Origin of the sequence: Kitasatospora sp. NPDC089509, from assembly GCF_044749365.1 — a bacterium.
Classification (GTDB): Bacteria; Actinomycetota; Actinomycetes; order Streptomycetales; family Streptomycetaceae; genus Kitasatospora.
In genome coordinates, this window is sequence record NZ_JBIVHS010000004.1 from 137312 (window position 1) to 158911 (window position 21600).

The 21600-nt window shown below is 72.2% G+C and carries 21 protein-coding genes; 10 read left to right on the forward strand and 11 right to left on the reverse strand.

The window, feature by feature from the left end:
* Positions 1–21: 21 nt before the first annotated feature.
* The 4 genes from ACIP4P_RS10285 to ACIP4P_RS10300 form a co-directional block, all read right to left on the reverse strand.
* The gene (locus ACIP4P_RS10285) at positions 22–633 is read right to left on the reverse strand and encodes a ScbR family autoregulator-binding transcription factor (RefSeq protein ID WP_400916675.1); all 612 of its coding nucleotides are present in this window, start codon (positions 631–633) and stop codon (positions 22–24) included.
* A 298-nt stretch (positions 634–931) separates the two neighbouring features.
* Positions 932–1141: an acyl-CoA carboxylase epsilon subunit gene (locus ACIP4P_RS10290; protein WP_350511433.1), complete on the reverse strand. Its 210-nt coding sequence runs from the start codon at positions 1139–1141 to the stop codon at positions 932–934.
* A 73-nt stretch (positions 1142–1214) separates the two neighbouring features.
* Entirely contained in the window at positions 1215–2816 is a 1602-nt protein-coding gene (locus tag ACIP4P_RS10295) for an acyl-CoA carboxylase subunit beta (RefSeq protein WP_400916676.1), read from the reverse strand.
* 451 nt (positions 2817–3267) lie between these two features.
* Positions 3268–3741: a PLD nuclease N-terminal domain-containing protein gene (locus ACIP4P_RS10300; protein ID WP_400916678.1), complete on the reverse strand. Its 474-nt coding sequence runs from the start codon at positions 3739–3741 to the stop codon at positions 3268–3270.
* 94 nt (positions 3742–3835) lie between these two features.
* Between ACIP4P_RS10300 and ACIP4P_RS10305 the strand changes: the two genes are divergently transcribed.
* Together ACIP4P_RS10305 and mqnP are read left to right on the forward strand one after the other, a co-directional pair.
* Positions 3836–5293: a menaquinone biosynthesis decarboxylase gene (locus tag ACIP4P_RS10305; RefSeq protein WP_350511430.1), complete on the forward strand. Its 1458-nt coding sequence runs from the start codon at positions 3836–3838 to the stop codon at positions 5291–5293.
* Entirely contained in the window at positions 5281–6186 is a 906-nt protein-coding gene (mqnP, locus tag ACIP4P_RS10310) for a menaquinone biosynthesis prenyltransferase MqnP (protein ID WP_400917139.1), read from the forward strand. The genes ACIP4P_RS10305 and mqnP overlap by 13 nt, the downstream gene beginning before the upstream one ends.
* A gap of 65 nt (positions 6187–6251) precedes the next feature.
* On the opposite strand, the gene ACIP4P_RS10315 is transcribed toward mqnP, so the two are convergent.
* The 3 genes from ACIP4P_RS10315 to ACIP4P_RS10325 form a co-directional block, all read right to left on the reverse strand.
* Entirely contained in the window at positions 6252–7088 is an 837-nt protein-coding gene (locus ACIP4P_RS10315) for an NAD(P)H-binding protein (protein WP_400916681.1), read from the reverse strand.
* A gap of 145 nt (positions 7089–7233) precedes the next feature.
* On the reverse strand, positions 7234–7989 hold the full coding sequence (locus tag ACIP4P_RS10320) for an alpha/beta fold hydrolase (RefSeq protein WP_400916682.1): 756 nt from the start codon (positions 7987–7989) through the stop codon (positions 7234–7236).
* Between the two features lie 79 nt (positions 7990–8068).
* Positions 8069–9295, reverse strand: coding sequence for an FAD-dependent oxidoreductase (locus ACIP4P_RS10325; RefSeq protein WP_400916684.1), 1227 nt, complete (start codon positions 9293–9295; stop codon positions 8069–8071).
* Positions 9296–9392: 97 nt separating this feature from the next.
* Between ACIP4P_RS10325 and ACIP4P_RS10330 the strand changes: the two genes are divergently transcribed.
* Both ACIP4P_RS10330 and ACIP4P_RS10335 read left to right on the forward strand, forming a co-directional pair.
* A complete protein-coding gene (locus ACIP4P_RS10330) occupies positions 9393–10196 on the forward strand; it encodes a TetR/AcrR family transcriptional regulator (protein WP_400916687.1) in 804 nt (267 codons plus the stop codon).
* A gap of 8 nt (positions 10197–10204) precedes the next feature.
* Positions 10205–10573, forward strand: coding sequence for a VOC family protein (locus ACIP4P_RS10335; protein WP_400916690.1), 369 nt, complete (start codon positions 10205–10207; stop codon positions 10571–10573).
* Positions 10574–10641: 68 nt separating this feature from the next.
* On the opposite strand, the gene ACIP4P_RS10340 is transcribed toward ACIP4P_RS10335, so the two are convergent.
* The 3 genes from ACIP4P_RS10340 to ACIP4P_RS10350 all read right to left on the reverse strand — a co-directional run bounded on the left by ACIP4P_RS10340 (position 10642) and on the right by ACIP4P_RS10350 (position 14479).
* On the reverse strand, positions 10642–12684 hold the full coding sequence (locus tag ACIP4P_RS10340) for an LPXTG cell wall anchor domain-containing protein (RefSeq protein ID WP_400916693.1): 2043 nt from the start codon (positions 12682–12684) through the stop codon (positions 10642–10644).
* Positions 12685–12938: 254 nt separating this feature from the next.
* Positions 12939–13655, reverse strand: a complete 717-nt coding sequence (locus tag ACIP4P_RS10345) for an MOSC domain-containing protein (RefSeq protein ID WP_400916695.1) — start codon at positions 13653–13655, stop codon at positions 12939–12941.
* A gap of 77 nt (positions 13656–13732) precedes the next feature.
* Positions 13733–14479 carry a cyclase family protein gene (locus ACIP4P_RS10350; protein ID WP_400916698.1) on the reverse strand — a complete coding sequence of 249 codons (747 nt, stop codon included), beginning with the start codon at positions 14477–14479 and terminating at the stop codon, positions 13733–13735.
* Positions 14480–14609: 130 nt separating this feature from the next.
* On the opposite strand from ACIP4P_RS10350, the gene ACIP4P_RS10355 reads away from it, so the two are divergent.
* The 6 genes from ACIP4P_RS10355 to ACIP4P_RS10380 all read left to right on the forward strand — a co-directional run bounded on the left by ACIP4P_RS10355 (position 14610) and on the right by ACIP4P_RS10380 (position 20492).
* On the forward strand, positions 14610–15284 hold the full coding sequence (locus tag ACIP4P_RS10355) for a UbiX family flavin prenyltransferase (protein ID WP_400916700.1): 675 nt from the start codon (positions 14610–14612) through the stop codon (positions 15282–15284).
* A gap of 119 nt (positions 15285–15403) precedes the next feature.
* Positions 15404–15862 (forward strand): Lrp/AsnC family transcriptional regulator, encoded by a 459-nt coding sequence (locus ACIP4P_RS10360; RefSeq protein WP_030055719.1) that lies wholly within the window; start codon positions 15404–15406, stop codon positions 15860–15862.
* 4 nt (positions 15863–15866) lie between these two features.
* A complete protein-coding gene (locus ACIP4P_RS10365; RefSeq protein ID WP_400916703.1) occupies positions 15867–16829 on the forward strand; it encodes a threonine/serine dehydratase in 963 nt (320 codons plus the stop codon).
* 53 nt (positions 16830–16882) lie between these two features.
* Entirely contained in the window at positions 16883–18046 is a 1164-nt protein-coding gene (gene mqnE, locus ACIP4P_RS10370; protein ID WP_350511419.1) for an aminofutalosine synthase MqnE, read from the forward strand.
* Positions 18047–18173: 127 nt separating this feature from the next.
* Positions 18174–19424, forward strand: a complete 1251-nt coding sequence (locus ACIP4P_RS10375) for a L,D-transpeptidase family protein (RefSeq protein WP_400916705.1) — start codon at positions 18174–18176, stop codon at positions 19422–19424.
* Positions 19425–19547: 123 nt separating this feature from the next.
* Positions 19548–20492 (forward strand): beta-ketoacyl-ACP synthase III, encoded by a 945-nt coding sequence (locus tag ACIP4P_RS10380; protein ID WP_400916706.1) that lies wholly within the window; start codon positions 19548–19550, stop codon positions 20490–20492.
* 373 nt (positions 20493–20865) lie between these two features.
* Here ACIP4P_RS10380 and ACIP4P_RS10385 read toward each other — a convergent pair whose 3' ends face one another.
* Positions 20866–21513: a TetR family transcriptional regulator gene (locus ACIP4P_RS10385; RefSeq protein WP_188307623.1), complete on the reverse strand. Its 648-nt coding sequence runs from the start codon at positions 21511–21513 to the stop codon at positions 20866–20868.
* Positions 21514–21600 lie beyond the last annotated feature (87 nt).

Consider the following 21600-nt stretch of genomic DNA (forward strand, 5'->3'; position numbering starts at 1 on the left):
CTCAGCCGGGCTCCGCGACGCTCAGCCGCGCTCGGCGACGCTCAACCGGGCCAGTGCGTGCGGCTGGACCAGCCCCGGCAGGATCAGCGTCCACAGGTCGGCCATCCGCTGGATCAGGTCCTGCCGGTCGGCCAGCACCTGGGAGCTCAGCTGGATCCCGGTGACCGCGCCGGTGATCACCCCGGAGGCCGCGACCAGGTCGACCCCGGGGTGGAGGTCCCCGGCCTCCCGGGCGCGCTCCAGCAGCGCCCGGACCAGGTCCATCCAGCCCTGGTAGGCGGCGATCTGGGGCTGGGTGAAGCTGCCGTGCTCGATCGTCAGCCGGATGCTGCCGCGCACCAGCGGGTCCTCCTGGAGCGCCCGGGCGAAGGCGTACCCGAGGTCGATCAGGGTCTGCACCGGGCTGTCCGAGGAGGGCTCCCAGGAGGCGATCCAGGCGCCCTGACCCTCGATCACGGCGAGCGCCAGCTCCTCCTTGGAGCGGAAGTGGAAGTACAGCGCGCCCTTGGTGACACCCGCCCGGTCCAGGATCTCGGACATCGTGGCGGCGGCGTAGCCCCGCTCGTCGAACACCTCGGCCGCCGCGAGGAGTACCGCCTGGCGGGTCGCCAGCGCGCGGGCCTGCCTGGCCATCGCAGCCTCCCTGGAAAGTTCTGTACCTCGGCAGCGGCCGATCCTATGGGGGCCGACGGGGCGACGGGCGCGAACCGTCCGGTAGGTATCCTACCGAGCCGCTCCGCGCCGGGCCGGACGGGTGCGAACGGGTGCGAACGGGTGAGGGCGGGTGCGAACGGCGCCCGCACCCGGGCCGGCCCCCCGGTGTGCCGACGGAACGTCCGGTCGGGAGCCGGTGGACGGCCCGACGGCCGGCCACCCGGAGCGGGTGACCGGCCGTCGGGGCCTGTCCTGCGACGGCCGGAGCCCGGAAGCGTCAGGCGGCCTGCTGCCAGCTGACCGGCGAGTAGTACGCCGGGCGGCGCTCCAGGCGCTGCCAGCTGGCGATCGGCTCGACCTGCGCGGTGGCGGTGGCCTGCTGCGCGACGGCGGCACGCGCCGCCAGCACGGCGGTGAGGGCGGCGAGTTCCTCGTCGGAGAGGGTGCCGCGGACGATGCGGACGAGAGGTTCGGCGGAAGCGGTCATGTCTTCGTTTCTCCCCCGGTTGCGTGTGGTGTGAGGTGGTGCTCGGTGCGGCCTGCCGTGGCGAACCGCCGTGCTACATCGGCGGGTTGCCGTGCTTGCGGCTGGGCAGGTCGGCGTGCTTGGTGCGGAGCATGGCCAGTGCTGCGGCGATCACCTGGCGGGTTTCGGCCGGGTCGATGACGTCGTCCACGAGGCCGCGCTCGGCCGCGTAGTACGGGTGCATCAGTTCGTTCTTGTATTCCTTGATCTTCTGGGCGCGCATGGCGTCCGGGTCCTCGGCGCCGTTGATCTCGCGGCGGAAGATGACGTTGGCGGCGCCCTCGGCGCCCATCACGGCGATCTCGTTGGTCGGCCAGGCGTAGGACAGGTCCGCGCCGATGGAGCGGGAGTCCATCACGATGTACGCGCCGCCGTAGGCCTTGCGCAGGATCAGCGAGATCCGGGGCACGGTGGCGTTGCAGTACGCGTACAGCAGCTTGGCGCCGTGCCGGATGATGCCGCCGTGCTCCTGGTCGACGCCGGGCAGGAAGCCGGGGACGTCCAGCAGGGTGAGCAGCGGGATGTTGAAGGCGTCGCACATCTGGACGAAGCGCGCGGCCTTCTCGCTGGCGTTGATGTCCAGCACGCCGGCCAGCGACTGCGGCTGGTTGGCGATGATGCCGGTGACGTGGCCGTCGACCCGGGCCAGCACGCACAGCACGTTGGTCGCCCAGCGCTCGTGGACCTCCAGGTACTCGCCGTGGTCGACGATCTCCTCGATCACCTTGCGCATGTCGTACGGGCGGTTGCCGTCGGCGGGCACCAGGTCCAGCAGGCTGTCGTTGCGGCGCTCGACCGGGTCCTCGCTGACCACGGACGGCGGCATCTCGCGGTTGTTCTGCGGCAGCAGCGAGAGGAGGTAGCGGACCTCCTCGATGCAGGACTGCTCGTCGTCGTAGACGAAGTGCGAGACGCCCGAGACGCCGGCGTGCACGTCGGCGCCGCCCAGCCCGTTCTGGCTGATCTTCTCGCCGGTCACCGCCTGGACCACGTCCGGGCCGGTGATGAACATCTGCGAGGTCTCGCGGACCATGAAGACGAAGTCGGTCAGCGCGGGGGAGTACGCGGCGCCGCCGGCGCACGGGCCGAGCATCACCGAGATCTGCGGGATGACGCCGGAGGCCTTGGTGTTGCGCTGGAAGATGCCACCGTAACCGGCCAGGGCGGTGACGCCCTCCTGGATGCGGGCGCCGGCGCCGTCGTTCAGCGAGACCAGCGGGGCACCGGCCGCGATGGCCATGTCCATGATCTTGTGGATCTTCTGCGCGTGGGCCTCGCCCAGGGCGCCGCCGAAGATCCGGAAGTCGTGCGCGTAGGTGAACACGGTGCGCCCGTGCACGGTGCCCCAGCCGACGATCACGCCGTCGGTGTGCGGCTTCTTGGCCTCCAGGCCGAAGCCCTGGGCGCGGTGCCGGCGCAGCGGCTCGACCTCGCGGAAGGAGCCCTCGTCCAGCAGCAGGTCGATGCGCTCGCGGGCGGTCAGCTTGCCCTTCGCGTGCTGGGCCTCCGTGGCCTTGTCGCTCGGGCCGCGGAGCACCTTCTCGCGGAGCTCGTGGAGCTCGGCGACCCGCCCCTTGGCGTCAGCCGGGACCTCGGGGACCTCGCCGCCGACCGGCACCTCATGCACAACCGTCATCTCGAACCACTCCAAGGGTGAGGGAACTGTCCGACAGCCAACGTCTGCTGTGCCCCCAGCTGCGAAACAACTTCTTCACTTATGACTGTACGAGGGGCCGTGCGCTGGTTTCGGCGTCGATTCCGTACAAGGTCCAGTTCGTTTAGCTGTCAGGCCTGTACAGAAGCGGTCGGTGCGAAGGCTGTGCGCTCGGTGTCCGTTCGAATACTGGGGGTTGTCGGGCAGATGATGATCCGATGATCTGAGCATGAAGGAAAGCGCAGGTCAGGGACGTCTCACAGCACTGTAGGGCGCCCGTCTGGGGTACGGCTCAAGCTCCGCTCAATCCCGACGCCGGGAAGGAGCCGATTCGTGCTAGAGGGTCCGCAGTCGTAGGGAAGCGCCAAAAACGCCACAGCCCACCCGTGAGCGTCCGGGTGGGCTGTCCGGGGGAGCGGCCGAACCGCTCCGATCAGCTCTTTCGCCCGTCCTCGGGCTCGTCGCCGCCGCGCAGCTCCTGCTCGCGCCGGCGCAGATCGGCCTCCCACTGCCGGAGCATCGCCTCGTGGTCCTTGTCGTCCTCCTGCAACGACCCGCCCCCGGGGCGCGACCCGTCACCCGACGGCGCCGCCTTCCCGAGCGAGGCGAGGAACTCCGGATCGTCGTCCGGTGCCACCTGGCGCCCGCCGCGTGGCCCGCCCGGCCCCGGCCGGCCGTCGGCGGCCGACTGTCCGGGCCCGCCCGGTGCCGCGGCCCGCAGGAAGCCGCGCCGCCGGCCGGCCACCAGCCAGGCGATCGGACCGAGCGGCGGGAAGAGCAGCACGATGATCAGCCAGATCACCTTCGGCAGGTACCGCACCTCCTCCTCGGGCGTGACCAGGCAGTCGATGAACGCCCACACCCACAGCGCGAGCGGAAGGACGATGGTCAGAAGAATCCTCAGCACGGCTGTGATCTCCCCCCGGCGACGGCGGTAGCGGCGGGCGCCTTCCGGGGCCCTTGACGCAAGCCAGGCTATCCGGTGGCGGATACTGACAGACATGGCATACGACGATCTCCGCTCGTTTCTCCGGGCCCTCGACCGCGAAGGCGACCTCAAGCGCATCAAGGCGGAGGTGGACCCGCACCTGGAGATCGGCGAGATCGTCGATCGCGTGCAGAAGGCCAAGGGCCCGGCGCTGCTGTTCGAGAACGTCAAGGGTTCGTCGATGCCGCTCGCGATGAACGTCTTCGGCACCGAGCGGCGGCTCGCCAAGTCCCTCGGCCTCAAGGGCCCGGAGGACATCGCGGAGAAGATCGCCGGCCTGCTCAAGCCCGAACTGCCGCAGGGCTTCACCGGATTCCGGGACGCCTTCGGCAAGCTCGCCTCGATGGCGCACGTCCCGCCCCGGCACGTGAAGCCCGGCGACGCCCCGGTGCAGGAGGTCGTGCTCACCGGTGACGACGTCAACCTGGACGAGCTGCCCGCGCTGTTCACCTGGCCGCTGGACGGCGGCTCCTTCTTCAACCTGGGCCTGACCCACACCAAGGACCCGGACACCGGCGTCCGCAACCTGGGCCTCTACCGGCTCCAGCGGCACGACCGCCGCACCATCGGGATGCACTGGCAGATCCACAAGGACAGCCGCAACCACTACGCCGTCGCCGCCAAGCGCGGCGAGCGCCTCCCGGTCGCGATCGCCTTCGGCTGCCCGCCCGCCGTCACCTACGCGGCCACCGCGCCGCTGCCCGGCGACATCGACGAGTACCTGTTCGCCGGCTTCGTCGCGGGCGAGCGGGTCCGGATGGTCGACTGCAAGACCGTCCCACTGCAGGTCCCGGCCGACGCCGAGGTGGTCCTGGAGGGCTGGCTGGAGCCCGGTGAGATGCTCCCCGAGGGCCCGTTCGGCGACCACACCGGCTTCTACACCCCGCAGGAGCCGTTTCCGGCGCTGAAGATCGACTGCGTGACGATGCGCCGCCGGCCGATCCTGCAGTCCATCGTGGTCGGCCGGCCGCCGACCGAGGACGGCCCGCTGGGCAAGTTCACCGAGCGCTTCTTCCTGCCGCTGCTGAAGATCATCATCCCGGACATCGTCGACTACGACCTGCCCGAGGCCGGGGGCTTCCACAACTGCGTGATCGTCTCGATCGACAAGAAGTACCCCAAGCACGCCCAGAAGACGATGCACGCGATCTGGGGCGCCCACATGATGTCGCTCACCAAGCTGATCATCGTGGTGGACTCCGACTGCGACGTGCACGACTACCAGGAAGTCGCCTGGCGGGCCTTCGGGAACGTCGACTACAGCCGCGACCTCACCGTGGTCGAGGGTCCGGTCGACCACCTCGACCACGCCTCCTACCAGCAGTTCTGGGGCGGCAAGGCGGGCATCGACGCGACCCGCAAGCTCCCCGAGGAGGGCTACACCCGGGACGGCGGCTGGCCCGAGATGGTCTCCTCGGACCCGGCCACCGCCGCGCTGGTGACCCGTCGTTGGAAGGAATACGGACTGTGAGCACGGCTGCCGTCGAGACCCCGGGCCGCACCAAGGCGTTCCTGCGGCTGGTGATGATCGAGCACTCGGTCTTCGCCCTGCCCTTCGCCTACATCGCCGCGCTCACCGCGATGTTCCTGGCCGACCGGCGGGTGCACTGGGGCCAGTTGTTCGTCGTCACCGTCTGCATGGTCGGCCTGCGCACCTTCGCGATGGCCGCCAACCGGATCATCGACCGTGAGCTCGACGCCCGGAACCCGCGCACGGCCGGTCGCGAACTCGTCACCGGCGCCGTCTCGTTGAGGACCGCGTACATCGGCTCGGCGGTCGCGCTGGTGGTCTTCCTCGGCGCGGCGGCGCTGCTCAACCCGCTGTGCCTGGCGCTCGCCCCGGTGGCCGTGGTGCCGATGGTGGTCTACCCGTACGGCAAGCGGTTCACCAACTTCCCGCAGGCGATCCTGGGCCTGGCCCAGGCGATGGGACCGGTCGGCGCCTGGCTCGCGGTGACCGGCAGTTGGTCCTGGGAGGCCGTGGTGCTCGGCCTCGCGGTCGGCATCTGGATCGGCGGCTTCGACCTGATCTACGCCTGCCAGGACGTCGAGTCCGACCGGGAGAACGGGGTCGGCTCCCCGCCGGCCCGGTTCGGTGTCCCCGCCGCGATCTGGGGCGCCCGGGTCTGCCACGTCCTGACCACCCTGCTGCTGGGCTGGTTCGCGGTGCTCACCGACGCCGGCCCGGCCTTCTGGATCGGCCTGGCGGTCGTCGCGGGTGCCTTCGGCTACGAGCACACCATCGTCAAGCCGAACGACCTCTCACGGCTCAACCGGGCGTTCTTCCAGACCAACAGCTTCGTCGGCATCTCGCTGTTCTTCTTCGCCCTGGTCGACCTGGTCGTCCGCGGCCTCGGGATCTGACCGCCCCTCCCGACCGCCCGCGCCCGACCGGCCGGGGAGCCGGCCGCGCCTGACCGTCCGGCGGCTCACCGGAACAGCGCGGCGTGGTCCGCGGCCCAGGCGCGGAAGGGGCGGGCGGGCCGGCCGGTGACGTCCTGGACCGTCGTGGTGACCGGTTCCGGGGCGGCGATCCGGGCGTGGATGAAGTCCAGGGCGCCGTCCGCCAGGGCCGGGGGCCAGCCGGTGCTGAGCATCCGGTGGCGGGCGGCCTCCCGGGGGACCTCCTCCCAGCGGACCTCCCGCCCGGCCGCCTCGCCGATGATCCGCACCTGTTCGGCCTGGGTCGGGGACTCCGGGCCGGTGAGGACGTAGCGGGCGCCGTCGTGCCCGTCCTCGGTCAGCGCCCGGACGGCCACCGCGGCGATGTCCCGCTCGTCCACCAGGTTCAGCCCGGCCGTGCCGCCGTAGCCGCGCACGGCGTCCCCGGCCCGGATCTCCTCCGCCCAGCGCAGCGCGTCGCCCGCGAGGCCGTGCGGCCGCAGCACGGTGTGCGGCAGCCCGCTGCGACCGAGGAGCGCCTCGACCTCCCCGGTCGGCGCCGCGGGCCCGCCCGCCGGGGAGAGCAGCACCACCCGCCGGACCTCCCCGGCCAGCGCCGCCACCGCCGCCGCGGCGCCCTCGGCGGTCGTGGACGGCCAGCGCAGGAACACCGCGTCGACGCCGTGCGCGGCCGCGCGCAGCGAGCGCGGGTCGCGCAGGTCGCCGTGCACGTACCCCTGCTGCCGGGCCCGGTCCGCGCGCCGGGTCAGCGTCCGCACCCGCACTCCGGCGGCGGCGAGCTGCAGTCCCAGGTGCCGCCCCACCGCCCCGGAGGCGCCGACCAGCAGCACCGTCGACGCCTCGTCAGTCGTGTTCTCCGTCATACCTCGACGGTAGGCGCGGAGCCCTCGACGCCCCATGCGCACGGGTCTCCGGTCCATGCGCCATCGTCTACCGCCGTCTACCGCGACGGGCGCCCGGCCACCCGGCCCACGGCCGTGGACCCGGTGAACGGGCGTGGGGCGCCGGTCAGTCGTGCAGGAAGGACTCCAGCGAGGAGGCCAGTGCGACCGGCGCCTCGTACATCGGGTAGTGCCCGCTGCCGCTGAGCTCCTCCAACTCGGCGTTGGGGTAGTGCTCCAGCCAGGTGCCCCGCATGAGATCGGTGGTCAGCGCGAGGTCGTACTCGCCCACGATCACCTTGACCGGTACGGGGTTCCCGCTGATCCGCCGCTCCAGGTCGGCCGTCGTCCAGTCCCGGACGTACCCGTCGACGGCCTCGGGGGTCGACAGCCGCAGCGACTGGTCGACCATCCGGTCCAGCCAGACCCGGCCGGCCCGCTGCCCGGTGACCAGGTCGAGGATCGCGAACCGCTTCTCCCGGTCCTCGGCGGCGCCGTAGAACAGCTGCTCGCCGGCCTCGTCCAGCGGGTACGACCCGGCCGGCACCGGCGCCAGGCCGACCAGCTTGCGCACCCGCGACGGCGCCTCGGCCAGCAGCTGCTGGGCCGCCTTGGCGCCCATCGAGTGGCCGACCACGGAGAAGCGGTCCCAGCCGAGCTGGTCGGCGAGGGCGAGGGCGTCGGCGGCTATCTCGGCCAGCGTGTAGGCGCCGGTCACGTCCTTGCGGTCGCCGTAGCCGCGGTAGTCGAGGAAGGCGTAGCTGAAGGTCCTGCCGTCGAGGTAGTCGAGGAAGGGGCTCCAGCCCGCGCTGGTGCCGAACCAGTCGTGCAGGACGAGGACGGGGTGGTCGCCGGTGCCGGTGCGGCGGTGAGGGATCGTCATGCCGTTGGTCGTTCCCCGGAATCGGCCCGCCCGAACGGCCGGTCAGCGGTGGCGGACCGGCCGTTCGGGAGGCGGCCGGTCAGGCGGCGGGGCGGCGGGCGAAGTCCGGGGCGTGCTCGGAGCGGGGGCCGAGGGCGAGCAGTCGGGTGAGGCCCACCTGGACCGCGGGCACCCGGCGGGAGAGCGTGGCGAAGGCCGTCGGCGGGCCCGAACGGCGGCCGGTGAGCGTCGGGATGAACATGACGTGGTGCAGGACCCGCTGGAGGCGCTGCATGACCACGGTCGGCCACTCGCGGCGGCGCTGGACCCGGGCCAGGGCCGCGACGGTCGGGCGGCCGCGGCGCAGCGGCTCGGCGAGCAGGGTGGCGGCGGCGACCGCGTCCTGGATGGCGAGGTTGATCCCGACCCCGCCGGCCGGGGACATCGCGTGGGCGGCGTCGCCGATCAGCAGCAGGCCGTCGACGTACCAGCGGTCGAGCCGGTTGAGCTTGACGTCGAGCATGTGGACGTCGTCCATGGCGGCCAGTTGGTCGACCCGGTCCGCGTACTGCGGCAGGATCGAGGCGATCCGGGCGCGGAACCGCTCGACGCCCTCGGCGCGCAGCCGGGCGTCGGAGCCCTTGGGCTTGAAGTAGCCGATCTGGAAGTACTCGTCGCGGGCGATGCTGAGCGCCATCTCACCGGTGCCGAAGCCGGGGACGATGCTGGGCTGCCCCGCCTGCTCGTGGGGGTGCCGGGGGAGCCGGAACCACCAGACGTCGAAGGGCACCGGGTGCTCCCGGGGCACCAGACCGGCCTCCCGGCGCAGGGTGGAGTGCCGGCCGTCGGCGGCGACGGTGAGCTCGGCGCGGATCTCGCCCTCCTCGCCGTCCCGGGTCCGGTAGCGGACGCCGACCACCCGACCGCCCTCGCGGAGCAGCCCGGTCGCCTCGGTGTTCATCCGCACGGTGAAGGTGGGCTCCTGCTGCGCCTCCTGGACCAGGAAGTCCAGCAGGTCCCACTGGGGCATCATCGCGATGTAGTTGTACGGCGCGGGCAGCCGGTCGTAGGCGCTCAGCGCGAACTCGCCGCCCCCGGGCAGCGGGATCATCAGGTTGCCGAGCCGGCTCTGCGGCAGCCGGGCGAACTTCCGGCCGAGGCCGAGTTCGTCCATCAGGCGCACGGTGGACGCGTGGACGGTGTCCCCGCGGAAGTCGCGCAGGAAGTCGCCGTGCTTCTCCAGCACGGTCACCTCGACACCCGCGCGGGCCAGCATCAGGCCCAGCATCATTCCGGCCGGTCCGCCCCCGGAGATGACGACGCTCATGGCTCTCTCCCCTTCGATCCCTTGCCGCTCCTGTGTGAAACTCGCCTATAGAGCATCTCTGGGACCGTCTCAGGTGTCAAGTAGTACTCTGTGTCACATGGACGATCTGGTGACGGCCGCGCTCACCGCGGCGAAGGAACGGGGACGGGACGTCGCGGACGTCCCGCTGACGGCGATCGCGTCGGCGGCCGGCATCTCGCGCAGCACCCTGCTGCGCCGGCTCGGCGGCTCCCGGGCCCCGCTGGACGAGGCCGTCCGGCGGACCGGCGTCGACCCGGGCGGACGGCCGCCGGTGCGGGAGCGGGCGATCGAGGCGGCGGGCCGGCTGGTGGCCGAACGCGGCCTGTCCGGGGTGACCCTGGACGCCGTGGCCGATCTGGCCGAGTGCTCGCTGCCCAGCCTGCACACCGTCTTCGAGGGGCGGGACGGCCTGCTCTCCGCCGTCTTCGTCCAGTACGGCCCGCTGCCGGACCTGGAGGCGCTGGCCGCCGACCCGCCGGAGCGGCTGGAGGACACCGTCCGGGCGCTGTACCGCGCCTTCGCCGCGGCCCTCCAGAGCGACCCGAAGGTCGTCCCGGCGATGTTCGCCGACCTGTTCGGCAGATCCGACGGCCCCGCCGCCCGGATGATGGCCTTCTACCTGCCGCGGATGTTCGACGGCCTCACCCGCCTGCTGCAGCCGCACATCGAGGCGGGCCGGCTGCGCCCGCTGCCGCTCCCGGTGCTGTCCCAGCTGATGTTCGGCCCGCTGCTCAACCACATGCTGCTCCGGCCGTCCCTGGAACCCGTCCTCGGGTCCGAGCTGCCCTCGGTGGAGGAGACCCTCGAACTCTTCACCGAGGCCTACCTGCGGGCCGTCGCGCTGCCGGAGGCAGAATCCGGGGAGGACGACACCCCCTGAGGAGACCCGTGATCGGCAGACTGCAGTGCCTGGTGCTCGACTGCCCGGAGCCGGCGGCGCTCGCCCGGTTCTACGCCGCGGTGCTCGGCGGCGAGGTCGACCGCCCGGACCGCCGCTGGTCGCTCGGCGCGGACTGGTCCACCCTGCACCTCGACGACGGCACGGTGCTCTGCTTCCAGGGCGTCGCCGACCACCGCCCGCCCCGCTGGGCTGACCCGGACCACCCCCAGCAGGCGCACCTGGACGTCGACGTGCCGGACCTCGACGCCGCCGAGCCCGAGGTCCTCGCCCTCGGCGCCGTACGGCTGCACGACGCCGGCGGCTGGCGGGTCTACGCCGACCCGGCCGGACACCCCTTCTGCCTCGTCAGGGGCTGAGAAACGCGGAGCCCCGGCCCCCGGACGGTGCCGGGGAGCCGGGGCTCGGGTACTGCGCGGAGCGGTGATCAGGCGCTGCGACGGCGACGCGCGAAGAAGAGCGCGCCGATGCCGCCGGCGAGCAGGCTCGCGGCGGCCGCGGCGGAGGCCAGCATGCCGTCCGAGCCGGTGTGGGCGAGCACGCCGCCCGCCGACTGGACGTCGGCGATGTCGGTGGAGGTGCCGGTGCTGCCGGAGGCGGCGGTGCCGTCGGTGGTGGTGAGGCCGGCCTTGACGACGGTGGTGCCGCCGTTGGTGGTGGCCTTGTCGACGGCGCCGGTGCCGGCGACCGCGGTGGCGGTGACGTCGACCGGGAAGCCCTGGGGGCCGACGGAGGCGGGGAAGTCGGTGCCCTCGCCGAGGACGGCCCAGGTGTTCACGTAGGTCCGGCCGATCGGGGCGTCGGCGGTGAAGGCGAGGCGGACGTGCCGGGTGACGGAGGCGCCGGCGGCCAGGTTCTTGTCCCCGCTGAGGTGGTAGACGGCCTGGTCGCCGCCCGGCTGGCCGGTCGGGAGACCGGTGATGTCCTCCCAGCTGCCGTCGGCCTTCTGCACCTGGAGGGTGCTGCGCCGGTCGGTCTGGACGACCTCGGAGACGTTGTCGTAGTCCGAGGCGCTGGGGTTGGCGAAGGTGACGTCGAACTCGCCCGGGGCGCCGCCGAGGACGGCGGTGGTGGGCGCGCCCTTGGTCTGCACGTCGAGGGCCTTGAGCGCGACGTCCTTGGTGCTGTTGGCGAGGACGAACTGACCGGTCTGGTCGAGGACGGTCGAGGAGAGCTTGACGGTGCCGCTCTGGCCGGCCCAGTCGTTGTTCAGCGGCGCGGCGAGGCGCAGCTGGACGGTCTTGGTGCTGTTGGCCGGGACGGTCACGCCGGCGAGCGAGCCGACGAAGTGGAACCCGTCGGGCTGCTGGGTGAAGGTGAGCCCGACCGGCTTCCAGGTGCCGTCGGTGGCACGGGACTCCAGGGTGATGCGGTCGGCGCTGCGGGCGACCGGGTTGCTCGCGTCGAGCTTGAGGTTGAACGGCGCCTCGGAGCCGCTCGCGTTGGTGACGGTCTCGGTGAACTCGACCGGCTTGCCGCCGTTGCCGATCGACGACGGCTCCTGCACCGACAGGCCCAGCGGGGAGCCGGTGAGGTTGATCTGGATGAACTGGGGGCCGACGTAGGTGGACGAGTTCCCGCCGTTGGTGAGCTCCGCGTACGCGTGGGCGTAGGTGGTGCCGATCTTGGCGTCGCCGTTGAAGGCGAGGCGGAGGTGCCGGGTGAAGGTCTCGCCGGGCGCCAGGTTCTGGTCGGCCGCGAGCAGGTAGCGGAGGTCGTCGTCGGCGTGGGGCATGGAGGTCCCGGTGAGGGTCTCCCAGCTGCCGTCCGCCTTCTGCATCTGGAGCGTGCTGTACTTGTTGGCCGTCACGACCTTGGCGACGTTGGTGAAGCGGGACTCGGTGGGGTTCTTGACGGTGTAGTCGAACTCGACCGGCGCGCCGCCGATGACCGCGGTGGTCGGTGCGTTCCCGACCTCCATGGTCAGGTAGTCGGCCGAGACGTCCTTGGTGCTCTCGGCGAGGACGGTGCCACTGGTCGCGTCGAGGACGGCGGAGCCGAGCTTGACGGTGGACACCTGGTCGGTCCAGTAGGCGTGGAGCCCGGTGGTGAGGCGCAGCTGGACGGCCTTGCTGGCGCCGGCGGCGACGGTCAGGCCGGGCACCGTGTCGGTGACGGCCTTCCAGGTGCCGTCCGCGTCGCGGTACTCGACCTTGATGGCCTGGTACGCGAGCGGGCTGGCGTCGGTGGTGGCCTTGACCCGCAGGTTGAACGAGGCGTCGGTGGCGCCGGAGTTGGTGACGGTCTCGGTGAACTCGACCGGCTCTCCGCCGCGGCCGACCGTCTTGGGCGCGTTGACCTGCAGCGACAGGTCGGAGGTGGCCTTGGCGGTCGGCGCGGCGGGGGCGGTGGCGGCGGCCGGGGCCTCGGCGGCGTAGGCGGCCGGGGAGGCCAGCACGGCGCCGGTGGCCAGCAGGGCGCCCAGGGTGGCGGCGGTCAGAACGGTGGAACGGGAACGACGTGCGCGCACGACGGACATAGTGCATACCCCCCAGGGTGTTCACCGGCGATCGTCTGAAGCCGGTCGATCAGGTGTGGTCTGTGATCCGGACCCGAGGTCCGAGGTGGTGCCCCGGTGTCGCCTGCGGTCCGTCCCGGCGGGTCTCCCCGCCGCTCACTCCCATAGACGTCCAAGGGTCACGGGGGTTGCAGGTGGTTTCGAAGTTTTTTCGGAGAATCTTGGAAACGGCTCTGACCTGCGGATTCAGCCGGAGGTCCGGCGACTCAGTCCAGCACCAGCCGGTCGCCCAGCCGCAGCCGCCCCGGCGCGGCCACCTCGGCGAGCGCGTCCAGCCGGCCGTCGTGGGCGTGCACGATCGCCTTGAGGATCTCGGGCGCGTGCGGCAGCCCGGGCTGGGGGGCGCCGCTCATCGCACAGCGCTCGCTGGAGGTGACGAAGGCGAACCGGGCGCTGTCCGGGGCCTCGCCGTGGGCCTGCCGGCCGAACCAGTCGTCCTCGACGAACGGCGGGGTGCCCGGCGGGGTGCGCAGCACGATGTTGGGGCGGAAGCGGCGTTCGTCCACCACGGCGAACGGGACGGCCTCGCGGACCCAGTCCAGGGTGGCGGTGGTGAGCACGCTGACCGGCAGCCGGTCGAAGTGCGGGACGGCGTCCTCGCGGGCGAGTTCGACGTCCGCGCGCTGGAGGTAGGCGCGCAGGAAGGCGGTCGGGTGGTCGACGGGGCGGCCGAGCGGGTCGAACAGCTCGGGTCCGTCGATCCGGCGGCCGAGGCGGGCGGAGAGCCGGAGCAGGCCGTCCATCCGGCGCAAGCGCCGGGTGCTCTTGCCGGAGCCGAGCTTGCCGGAGGCGTCGCGGACGGCGTAGAGCCGGTCACCGGCCAGGCCGCGGACGTCCACGTCGACGGCGTCGAGTCGTTCACCGCCGGTGGACTTCACGGGGTAGCGCCAGAGTCGCTCGACCACTCCGATGATCTCAGCCATGGCCGGACAGCCTAGTGGCGCCACCGGGGGATGGTCTAGACCAAGTGCCGTGGCAGGAACGGTTCGTCGCGCGTCGGTCAGCCCAGCCGGGCCACCGCCCGGACCGGGGCCCCGTCCGCCGCCACCAGTCGCAGCGGGAACAGCGAGACCTCCACCGGCCGACCGGCCTCCTGTGCCTCCAGCAGCGCCCGCAGGTCGGTCAGGTTCTCGGCGATCACCCCGCCGCCGCTCGCCCCCAGCAGCACCCGGTGGGCGGCCAGCGTCGGCTCGTCCACCGGGTCGGGCCCGTCGTGCTCGTCGGTGAGGTCGGCGAGCAGGGCGGCCACCGCCGGGTCCTCCGGCCCCGGGTCGGGGGTGGGGTCCACGCTCAGCGCGTCCACGCCGACCGTCCGCACCCCGGCGGCCACGATCGCCTCGGCGGCGGCCGGCGTCAGGCTGGGGTGGGCGAGGTAGGCGTCGGTGCCCCAGTGCCGGGCCCAGCCGGTGGCCAGCAGCAGGACGGAGCCCTCCCCGCAGCGCTCCAGCGCGGGCGCCAGCAGCTCGGGGGTGACGGCCGCCCGGGGCTCCAGCCCGCGCACGTCGGCGACCACGGCCGGGCCGGTGAACCGCTCCAGCGGCAGCCCGTCCAGGGTCGGCCAGGTGACGTCCACGTGGTACGGCGCGTCCACGTGCGTCCCGGACTGCGAGCCGAGGTGCAGGGCCAGCACGTTCACCCCGGCGGTGGCGGTGGTGAGGGCGGGCGCCAGCAGGACGGCCGGATCGCCGGGGTAGACCGGCATCGCGGTGGTCACCTGATGGGTGAGGTCGACGAGGGTCGCTGCCATGCGCCCATCCTCCCAGGGGGCGGGCCCGAGCGGACCCGGTCGGCGCGACCCGGGACGGAACCGCAGGTGACGGGGCCCGGTCGCCGGGTGCGGGCGGACGCCCGGCCGTGAAGCCCGACAGAATTGCCCCATGGGAACTGCGAAGCGTCAGCCGTGGGTGGTCGGGGTCTCGGGAGCGTCGGGGACGCCGTACGCGGCCTCGGTGATCCGGGCGCTGCTCACCGCCGGTGAGGCGGTGGACCTGATCGTCAGCCGGGCCGCCCGGCTCACCATCCTGGACGAGACCGGCATCTCCTTCCGGGACGCCCACTGGCGCACCGACCTGGCGCGCTGGCTGGGCACCGAGGAGGGGCTGGACGACGTCCGCTACTGGTCCGCCGGGGACTTCGCGGCCGGCCCGTCCAGCGGCTCGTACCCCGCCAAGGGCATGCTGGTGGTCCCGGCGACCACCGGCGCGGTGGCCGGGATCGCGCTCGGCCTGAGCAAGGACCTGCTGCAGCGGGTGGCCAGCGTCACCCTCAAGGAGCGCCGTCCGCTCGTCGTCTGCGTGCGCGAGACACCACTCAACGGGGTGACGTTGAAGCACTTGGTGGAGCTCGACGCACAGGGCGCGGTCGTCCTGCCCGCCGCACCCGGTTTCTACGCCGGCGGTTCCACCGTGCGCGAACTCGTCGATTTCGTGGCCGGCCGGGTGCTGGACGCCGTCGACGTGCCGCATTCCCTGTACCTGCGCTGGGAGGGCGAGTTGGGAGCGGCGGCCCGCAAACCCGGTGACGGCGAGGCCGCTCCGGCCGAGGGGGAGTAAGGAGACCGAAGGCGGGAGAGTATCTTCTCTGCGATATCCGGGTCGTTCAGCGCACGGCGCCTTGGAATCCGGATAATGATCTGTGGGTCTGGTGAGGTTCGGAAGGACGCGGACGGTATATGGACACGGTGGACAGACAGCTCATCCAGGCGCTCCGGGAGAACGGCCGCGCGTCCTACGCAGAGCTGGGCCGGTTGGTCGGACTCTCCGGCCCGAGCGTCACGGACCGCATCAACCGCCTGGAGCAGGCCGGTGTGATCACCGGCTACCGCGCGACGGTCAACCCGGCCTCGCTCGGCTTCGGCGTCACGGCCCTGATCGGCCTTCAACTCACCGACGCCGCCGACCACGAGGACGTCGCATTCCGGCTGAAGGACCTCAACGAGGTCGAGGACTGCTGGTTCATCGCGGGTGACGACTCCTACATGCTCAAGGTCCGGGTGGCCGACGTGGCCGGCCTGGAGTCGGTGGTGAAGCGGATCTCGGGCACGAAAGGCGTGGCCCGCACCCGCACCACCGTCGTACTCTCCACGAAGTGGGAGAACCGGGTGAGCGAGCTACCCCCCGTAGGAGAGTGACGAGATGGCACTGGTCGGTCTGGAGGAGCTGCACGCGGCCCGGGAGCGGATCGCGGGGGTGGCCGTACGCACCCCGCTGGTCCCCGCCCCCTGGGCGGCCGAGGGCGAGCGCCGGCTCTGGCTGAAGCCCGAGAACCTCCAGCCGACCGGGGCCTTCAAGACCCGCGGCGCCTACAACCGGCTGGCCGCGCTCGACGCGGACGAGCGGGCCCGCGGCGTGGTCGCCCAGTCCAGCGGCAACCACGCCCAGGCCGTCGCCTACGCGGCGCAGCTGCTCGACATCAAGGCCGTGATCGTGATGCCGGACACCTCGCCCGAGGTGAAGGTGGCGGCCACCCGCTCGTTCGGCGCCGAGGTGATCCTCGTCCCGCCGGCGGAGCGGGACACCCTGCCCGGCGACCTGGCCGAGCGGTTCGGCTTCGTCTGGGTGCCGCCGTACGACGACCCGTTCATCCTCGCGGGCCAGGGCACGGTCGGCCTGGAGATCGCCGAGGACGCCCCCGCCGGGCTGGACACCGTGCTGGTGCCGGTCAGCGGCGGCGGCCTGATCGGCGGGACGGCGGCCGCGCTCAAGCTCAGCCGCCCGGAGATCCGGGTGATCGGGGTGGAGCCGGAGCTGGCCGCCGACGCCCAGGAGAGCCTGCGTTCCGGGCGCCGGGTGGAGTGGCCGGTCGCGGACACCTACCGGACCGTCGCGGACGGGCTGCGCACCCCCTCGGTCGGCGTGCTGCCGTACGAGCACATCACCGCCTACGTGGACGACATCGTCACCGTCACCGAGGACGAGATCCGCGCCACCGTCGCCCTGCTGGCCCGCCGCGGCCGACTGGTCGCCGAGCCCTCCGGCGCGGTCGCCCCGGCCGCGTACTTCCACCGGGCCGCCGAGACCGGGGGCCGCCAGGTGGCGGCCGTGGTCAGCGGCGGCAACATCGACCCGGGTCTGCTCGCCGAGCTCTTGACGGCATAGGCGTAACCTCGTCTCCGGCAAGGAATCGAATGTCGGAGGAGGCGGGCCACCGCATGGACGCAGGGCTCAAGCGCGAGCTGGAGGCGAAGGTCTACGCGGGTGAGCGGCTGACCCGCGAGGACGGGATCGCGCTCTACGAGAGCGACGACCTGGCCTGGCTGGGCGGGCTGGCGCACCACGTGCGGACGCGGAAGAACGGCGACGTCGTCCACTTCAACGTCAACCGCCACCTCAACATGACGAACGTGTGCAGCGCGTCCTGCGCGTACTGCTCGTTCCAGCGCAAGCCGGGCGAGAAGGACGCCTACACGATGCGCATCGAGGAGGCCGTCCGCCTCGCCAAGGCGATGGAGAGCGACTCCCTCACCGAGCTGCACATCGTCAACGGCCTGCACCCGACCCTGCCCTGGCGCTACTACCCGCGCTCGCTGCGGGAGCTCAAGGCGGCGCTGCCGAACGTCTCGCTGAAGGCCTTCACCGCCACCGAGATCCACTGGTTCGAGAAGATCAGCGGCCTGCCCGCCGACGAGATCCTGGACGAGCTGATCGACGCCGGTCTGGAGTCGCTGACCGGCGGCGGCGCGGAGATCTTCGACTGGGAGGTCCGCCAGCACATCGTCGACCACGACACCCACTGGGAGGACTGGTCGCGGATCCACCGCCTGGCGCACGGCAAGGGCCTCAAGACGCCGGCCACCATGCTGTACGGCCACATCGAGGAGCCCCGCCACCGGGTCGACCACGTGCTGCGGCTGCGTGAGCTGCAGGACGAGACCGGCGGCTTCCAGGTCTTCATCCCGCTGCGCTACCAGCACGACTTCCACGATTCCAAGGACGGCGTCGTGCGCAACAAGCTGATGGCCCGCACCGAGATGGCCACCGGCGCCGAGGCGCTGAAGACCTTCGCGGTCTCCCGGCTGCTCTTCGACAACGTCCCGCACGTCAAGGTCTTCTGGGTGATGCACGGCGTGACCACCGCCCAGCTGGCGCTCAGCCACGGCGCGGACGACATGGACGGCTCGGTGGTCGAGTACAAGATCACCCACGACGCGGACAACTTCGGCACCCCGAACAAGCTCGGCCGTGACGACCTGCTCGGCCTGATCCGGGACGCCGGCTTCCGCCCGGTGGAGCGCAACACCCGCTACGAGATCATCCGCGAGTACGACGGCCCGGACCTGAACCGCCGCGAGACCCCGCAGGCGATGCGCCTCTGACCTGCGCACACCCCGGTGTGCCCGCCGCCGCCCGGACCGCACCCGCGGCCCGGGCGGCGGCGTCTTCACGGCTCCCGCACGTGCCCCGGGTTTACCAACGGGTAGCGCGTTTGGCAGGATCGACGGCATGTCCGGTTCTCATCGCGCCACCGAGTACCCGCCGTACGAGCCGATGCAGGAGCCGGTGTACGGGGTGCCGCAGCAGTCGCACGAGGCGCCGTACAGCGCGTACCAGCAGTACCCGCAGGCTCCGCAGGACGGCTACGGCGAGTACCCGCGGCCGGTCGACGGGTACTTCGAGGCGTACGACCAGCCGTTCCAGCCGTACGCCGTCCAGCCGGAGTACGCAGAGCCGGAGTACGCCGAGCCGCTGTACACGGACGCGGTCCACCCGGAGCCGGTGTACCCGGACCAGGTGGACGCCGAGCCCGCCCACGAGCAGCTCGCCCCGGTCGTGCCCCTCGCCTCCGTGACCCCGGCGGCCCCCGGGCCGGGCGGCCGGGCCGCCGCCCGCGGCCGCCGGCGCAAGGCGAAGCAGAAGCGCCACGGCAAGGCCGTGATGGCCGGCACCGCCCTGCTGGTCGCGGCCGCCGCCGGCTGGTACACCGTCGGCCAGGACGGCGCCAAGGCCGTCGCCACCGCCGCCGACGGCCCCGCGCCGGAGGGCGTCAGCAAGCCTGACCACCCCGCGTCACCCGCCCCCGCCCCCGCCGCCGTCCAGGCCGCCACCGACCGGCAGTCCGCGCCCGCGGCCGCAGGCCGCGGCGAGGCCCGTCCGGACGGTTCGCTGGCCGCGATACCCGGCCTCGGTGCCGCCTTCACCGCGAAGATCCCGGCCGCGACCACCCAGGTGGTGGTCGCCACCGGTCAGGGCAAGGACACCGACAAGAACAGCGTCACCCTGTGGACCCGCACCCCCGAGGGCCGCTGGCTGGCCGGCGAGACCTGGCAGGGCCACAACGGCAAGAACGGCTGGACCACCGACCACAACGAGGGCGACCTGCGCAGCCCGATCGGCGTCTTCGACCTCACCGACGCCGGTGGCCGCAACGCCGACCCCGGCAGCAAGCTCCCGTACGACAAGGACCCGAGCTTCGTGGTCTCCGGGACGGGCTTCTTCGGCGACCAGCTGGCCGGCTCCTTCGACTACGTCGTCGCGATCAACTACAACCGGGTGGCCGGCAGCTCCCCGCTCGACCCGCGCCGCCCGATGGGCGGCAAGAAGGGCGGCGGCATCTGGCTGCACGTCGACCACGACGGCCCGACCCACGGCTGCGTGTCGATACCCGAGGACAAGATGGCCCAGCTGATCCGCACCCTGGACCCGGCGGCCCACCCGGTGATCGCGATGGGCGACGCCGCCTCGCTGGCCGCGTGACCTCGACGGACCGCCGGAACCCAGGCGCCCCAAGGGGCTTGTGGAGCCCCTACAGATCGTCGGCGCGGATCCTGTAGCCGGTCGTGCCCTGCTGACCAGCGGGTAACCCGGTTCCATGGCACCATGAGCGGTTCGCGCATTGTGGCACTCGGTCATTACCAGCCCCCCAAGATCCTCGGCAACGACGATCTGGCGGCACTCGTCGACACCGATGACGAGTGGATCCGTACCCGGGTGGGCATCCGCACCCGGCACATCGCCGAGGGTGAGTCCCTGGTCGACCTCGCTGCCGAGGCCGCGCAGAAGGCGCTGGCCAACAGCGGCCGGACGGCGGCGGAGATCGACCTGGTGGTGGTCGCCACCTGCACCGCGATCGAACGCAGCCCCAACACCGCCGCCGCGGTCGCGGCCCGGCTGGGCATCCGGGCGCCCGCCGCGTACGACATCAACACGGTCTGCTCCGGCTTCTCGTACGCGCTGGCCACCGCCGACCACGCGATCCGGGCCGGGGCGGCGAGCCGTGCCCTGGTGATCGGCGCCGAGCGGATGTCCGACACGCTCGACTGGACCGACCGCTCCACCTGTGTGATCTTCGGCGACGGCGCGGGCGCCGCGGTGGTCGAGGCCCAGCCCGAGGGCGCCGAACCGGGCATCGGGCCGGTGGTCTGGGGCTCCGAGCCGGAACGGGGCGACGCCGTGGTGATCACCGGCTGGGACCCGGTGATCAGCCAGCAGGGCCAGTCGGTGTTCCGCTGGGCCACCACCCAGCTCGCCCCGCTGGCCCGGCAGGCCTGCGAGCGCGCCGGGATCGACCCGGCCGAGCTGAAGGGCTTCGTGCCGCACCAGGCCAACCTGCGGATCATCGACGCGATCGCCGCCAAGCTCGGCCTCGCCGACGCGGTGGTGGCCCGGGACGTGGTCGACTCGGGCAACACCTCGGCCGCCTCGATCCCGCTCGCCTTCTCCAAGCTGGTCGAGCGCGGCGCCCTCTCCCCGGGCGACCCGGTCCTGCTCTTCGGCTTCGGCGGCGGCCTGGCCTACGCCGGCCAGGTCGTGCGCTGTCCCTAAGTAAGTCGCCCGCTCGCCTCCGGGGCGCTCTGATCCGGTGCCGACGGTCGGCGCTGCTGCCACTCGCCCGCTCGTCTCCGGGGCGCTCTGACCCGGTCCCGACGGTCGGCGCTCCCTCGCTCCTTCGTCGCTCCCTCGCTTCTCCCTTTCGGCACCGGCGCGCCCCTTCGGCTCGGGGCGGGGGCGTCCGGCCCCTGGAGCAGAACATGCCGGTGGGCGGGCACCCTGTGTGAGGGGTGCCCGCCCACCGGCATGTCTGGCGCGCGTGCGGTACGTCGGCGGACCTCCCCCGAGGACACGGCCGCCGTCCGTCGTTCCCCGGACAGGAGGCCGGGGCTGCGCGCGGAGCGGATGGTGGATCGAACGGACGGTGCTACTTGGGCGCCTTCTTGCCGGTGACGCCCAGGTACACCAGGGGAGCGAGGTTGGGCTTGAGGTCCTTGACCTTGACGCCCCAGGAGGTGAAGGCCTTCTGGTGCTCGGCTGCGGAGGCGAGCAGCGAGACCAGGGCCCCGGCCACGGCATTCGGGTCGAGCGACTTGTCGGCCTGACCCTTCGCCTGGAGTTCCTTGACGGCCTCCGCGAGCGGCTTGGCCACCGAGTTGAGGACGGTCATGCGGATCTTGAAGAACCGCTTGTCCCCTTCTGCGGCACCCAGCGTGACCACTCGGAGAATGGCGTCGTTCTTGCGCCAGAAGGCGAGGAATCCGTCGACCAGTTCTTCCGAAGTGGTCGGTCCGGACTTCCCTGCCCAGGACTTTCCGGCCACCAGCTCTTTGAGGGTGTCGGAGTCCTTGGCCATTTCCTCGGCGATTTCGAGGACTGCGCCCTCGACATCCGGGAAGTACTGGTAGAAGGTCGCGGGGGAGGTACCCGCCATACGGGCGACGTCGATGACCTTGACGTCCCGATAGGGCGACGTGCTGAGCATCTCGCGGAGGCAGTCGAGCAGCTTCTGCCGCGTCTCCTGTCCGCGTCGCCCGGCGACGCGACCGTCGACGGTGCGAACTTGTCCTGTCATGCCGTCAGCTTACCGTGGCACGATCTTGGCGCGATTCGGTGATGCGACTATTACTCCGCACGGGGGGTTGCTATAGCGGCCCGAACC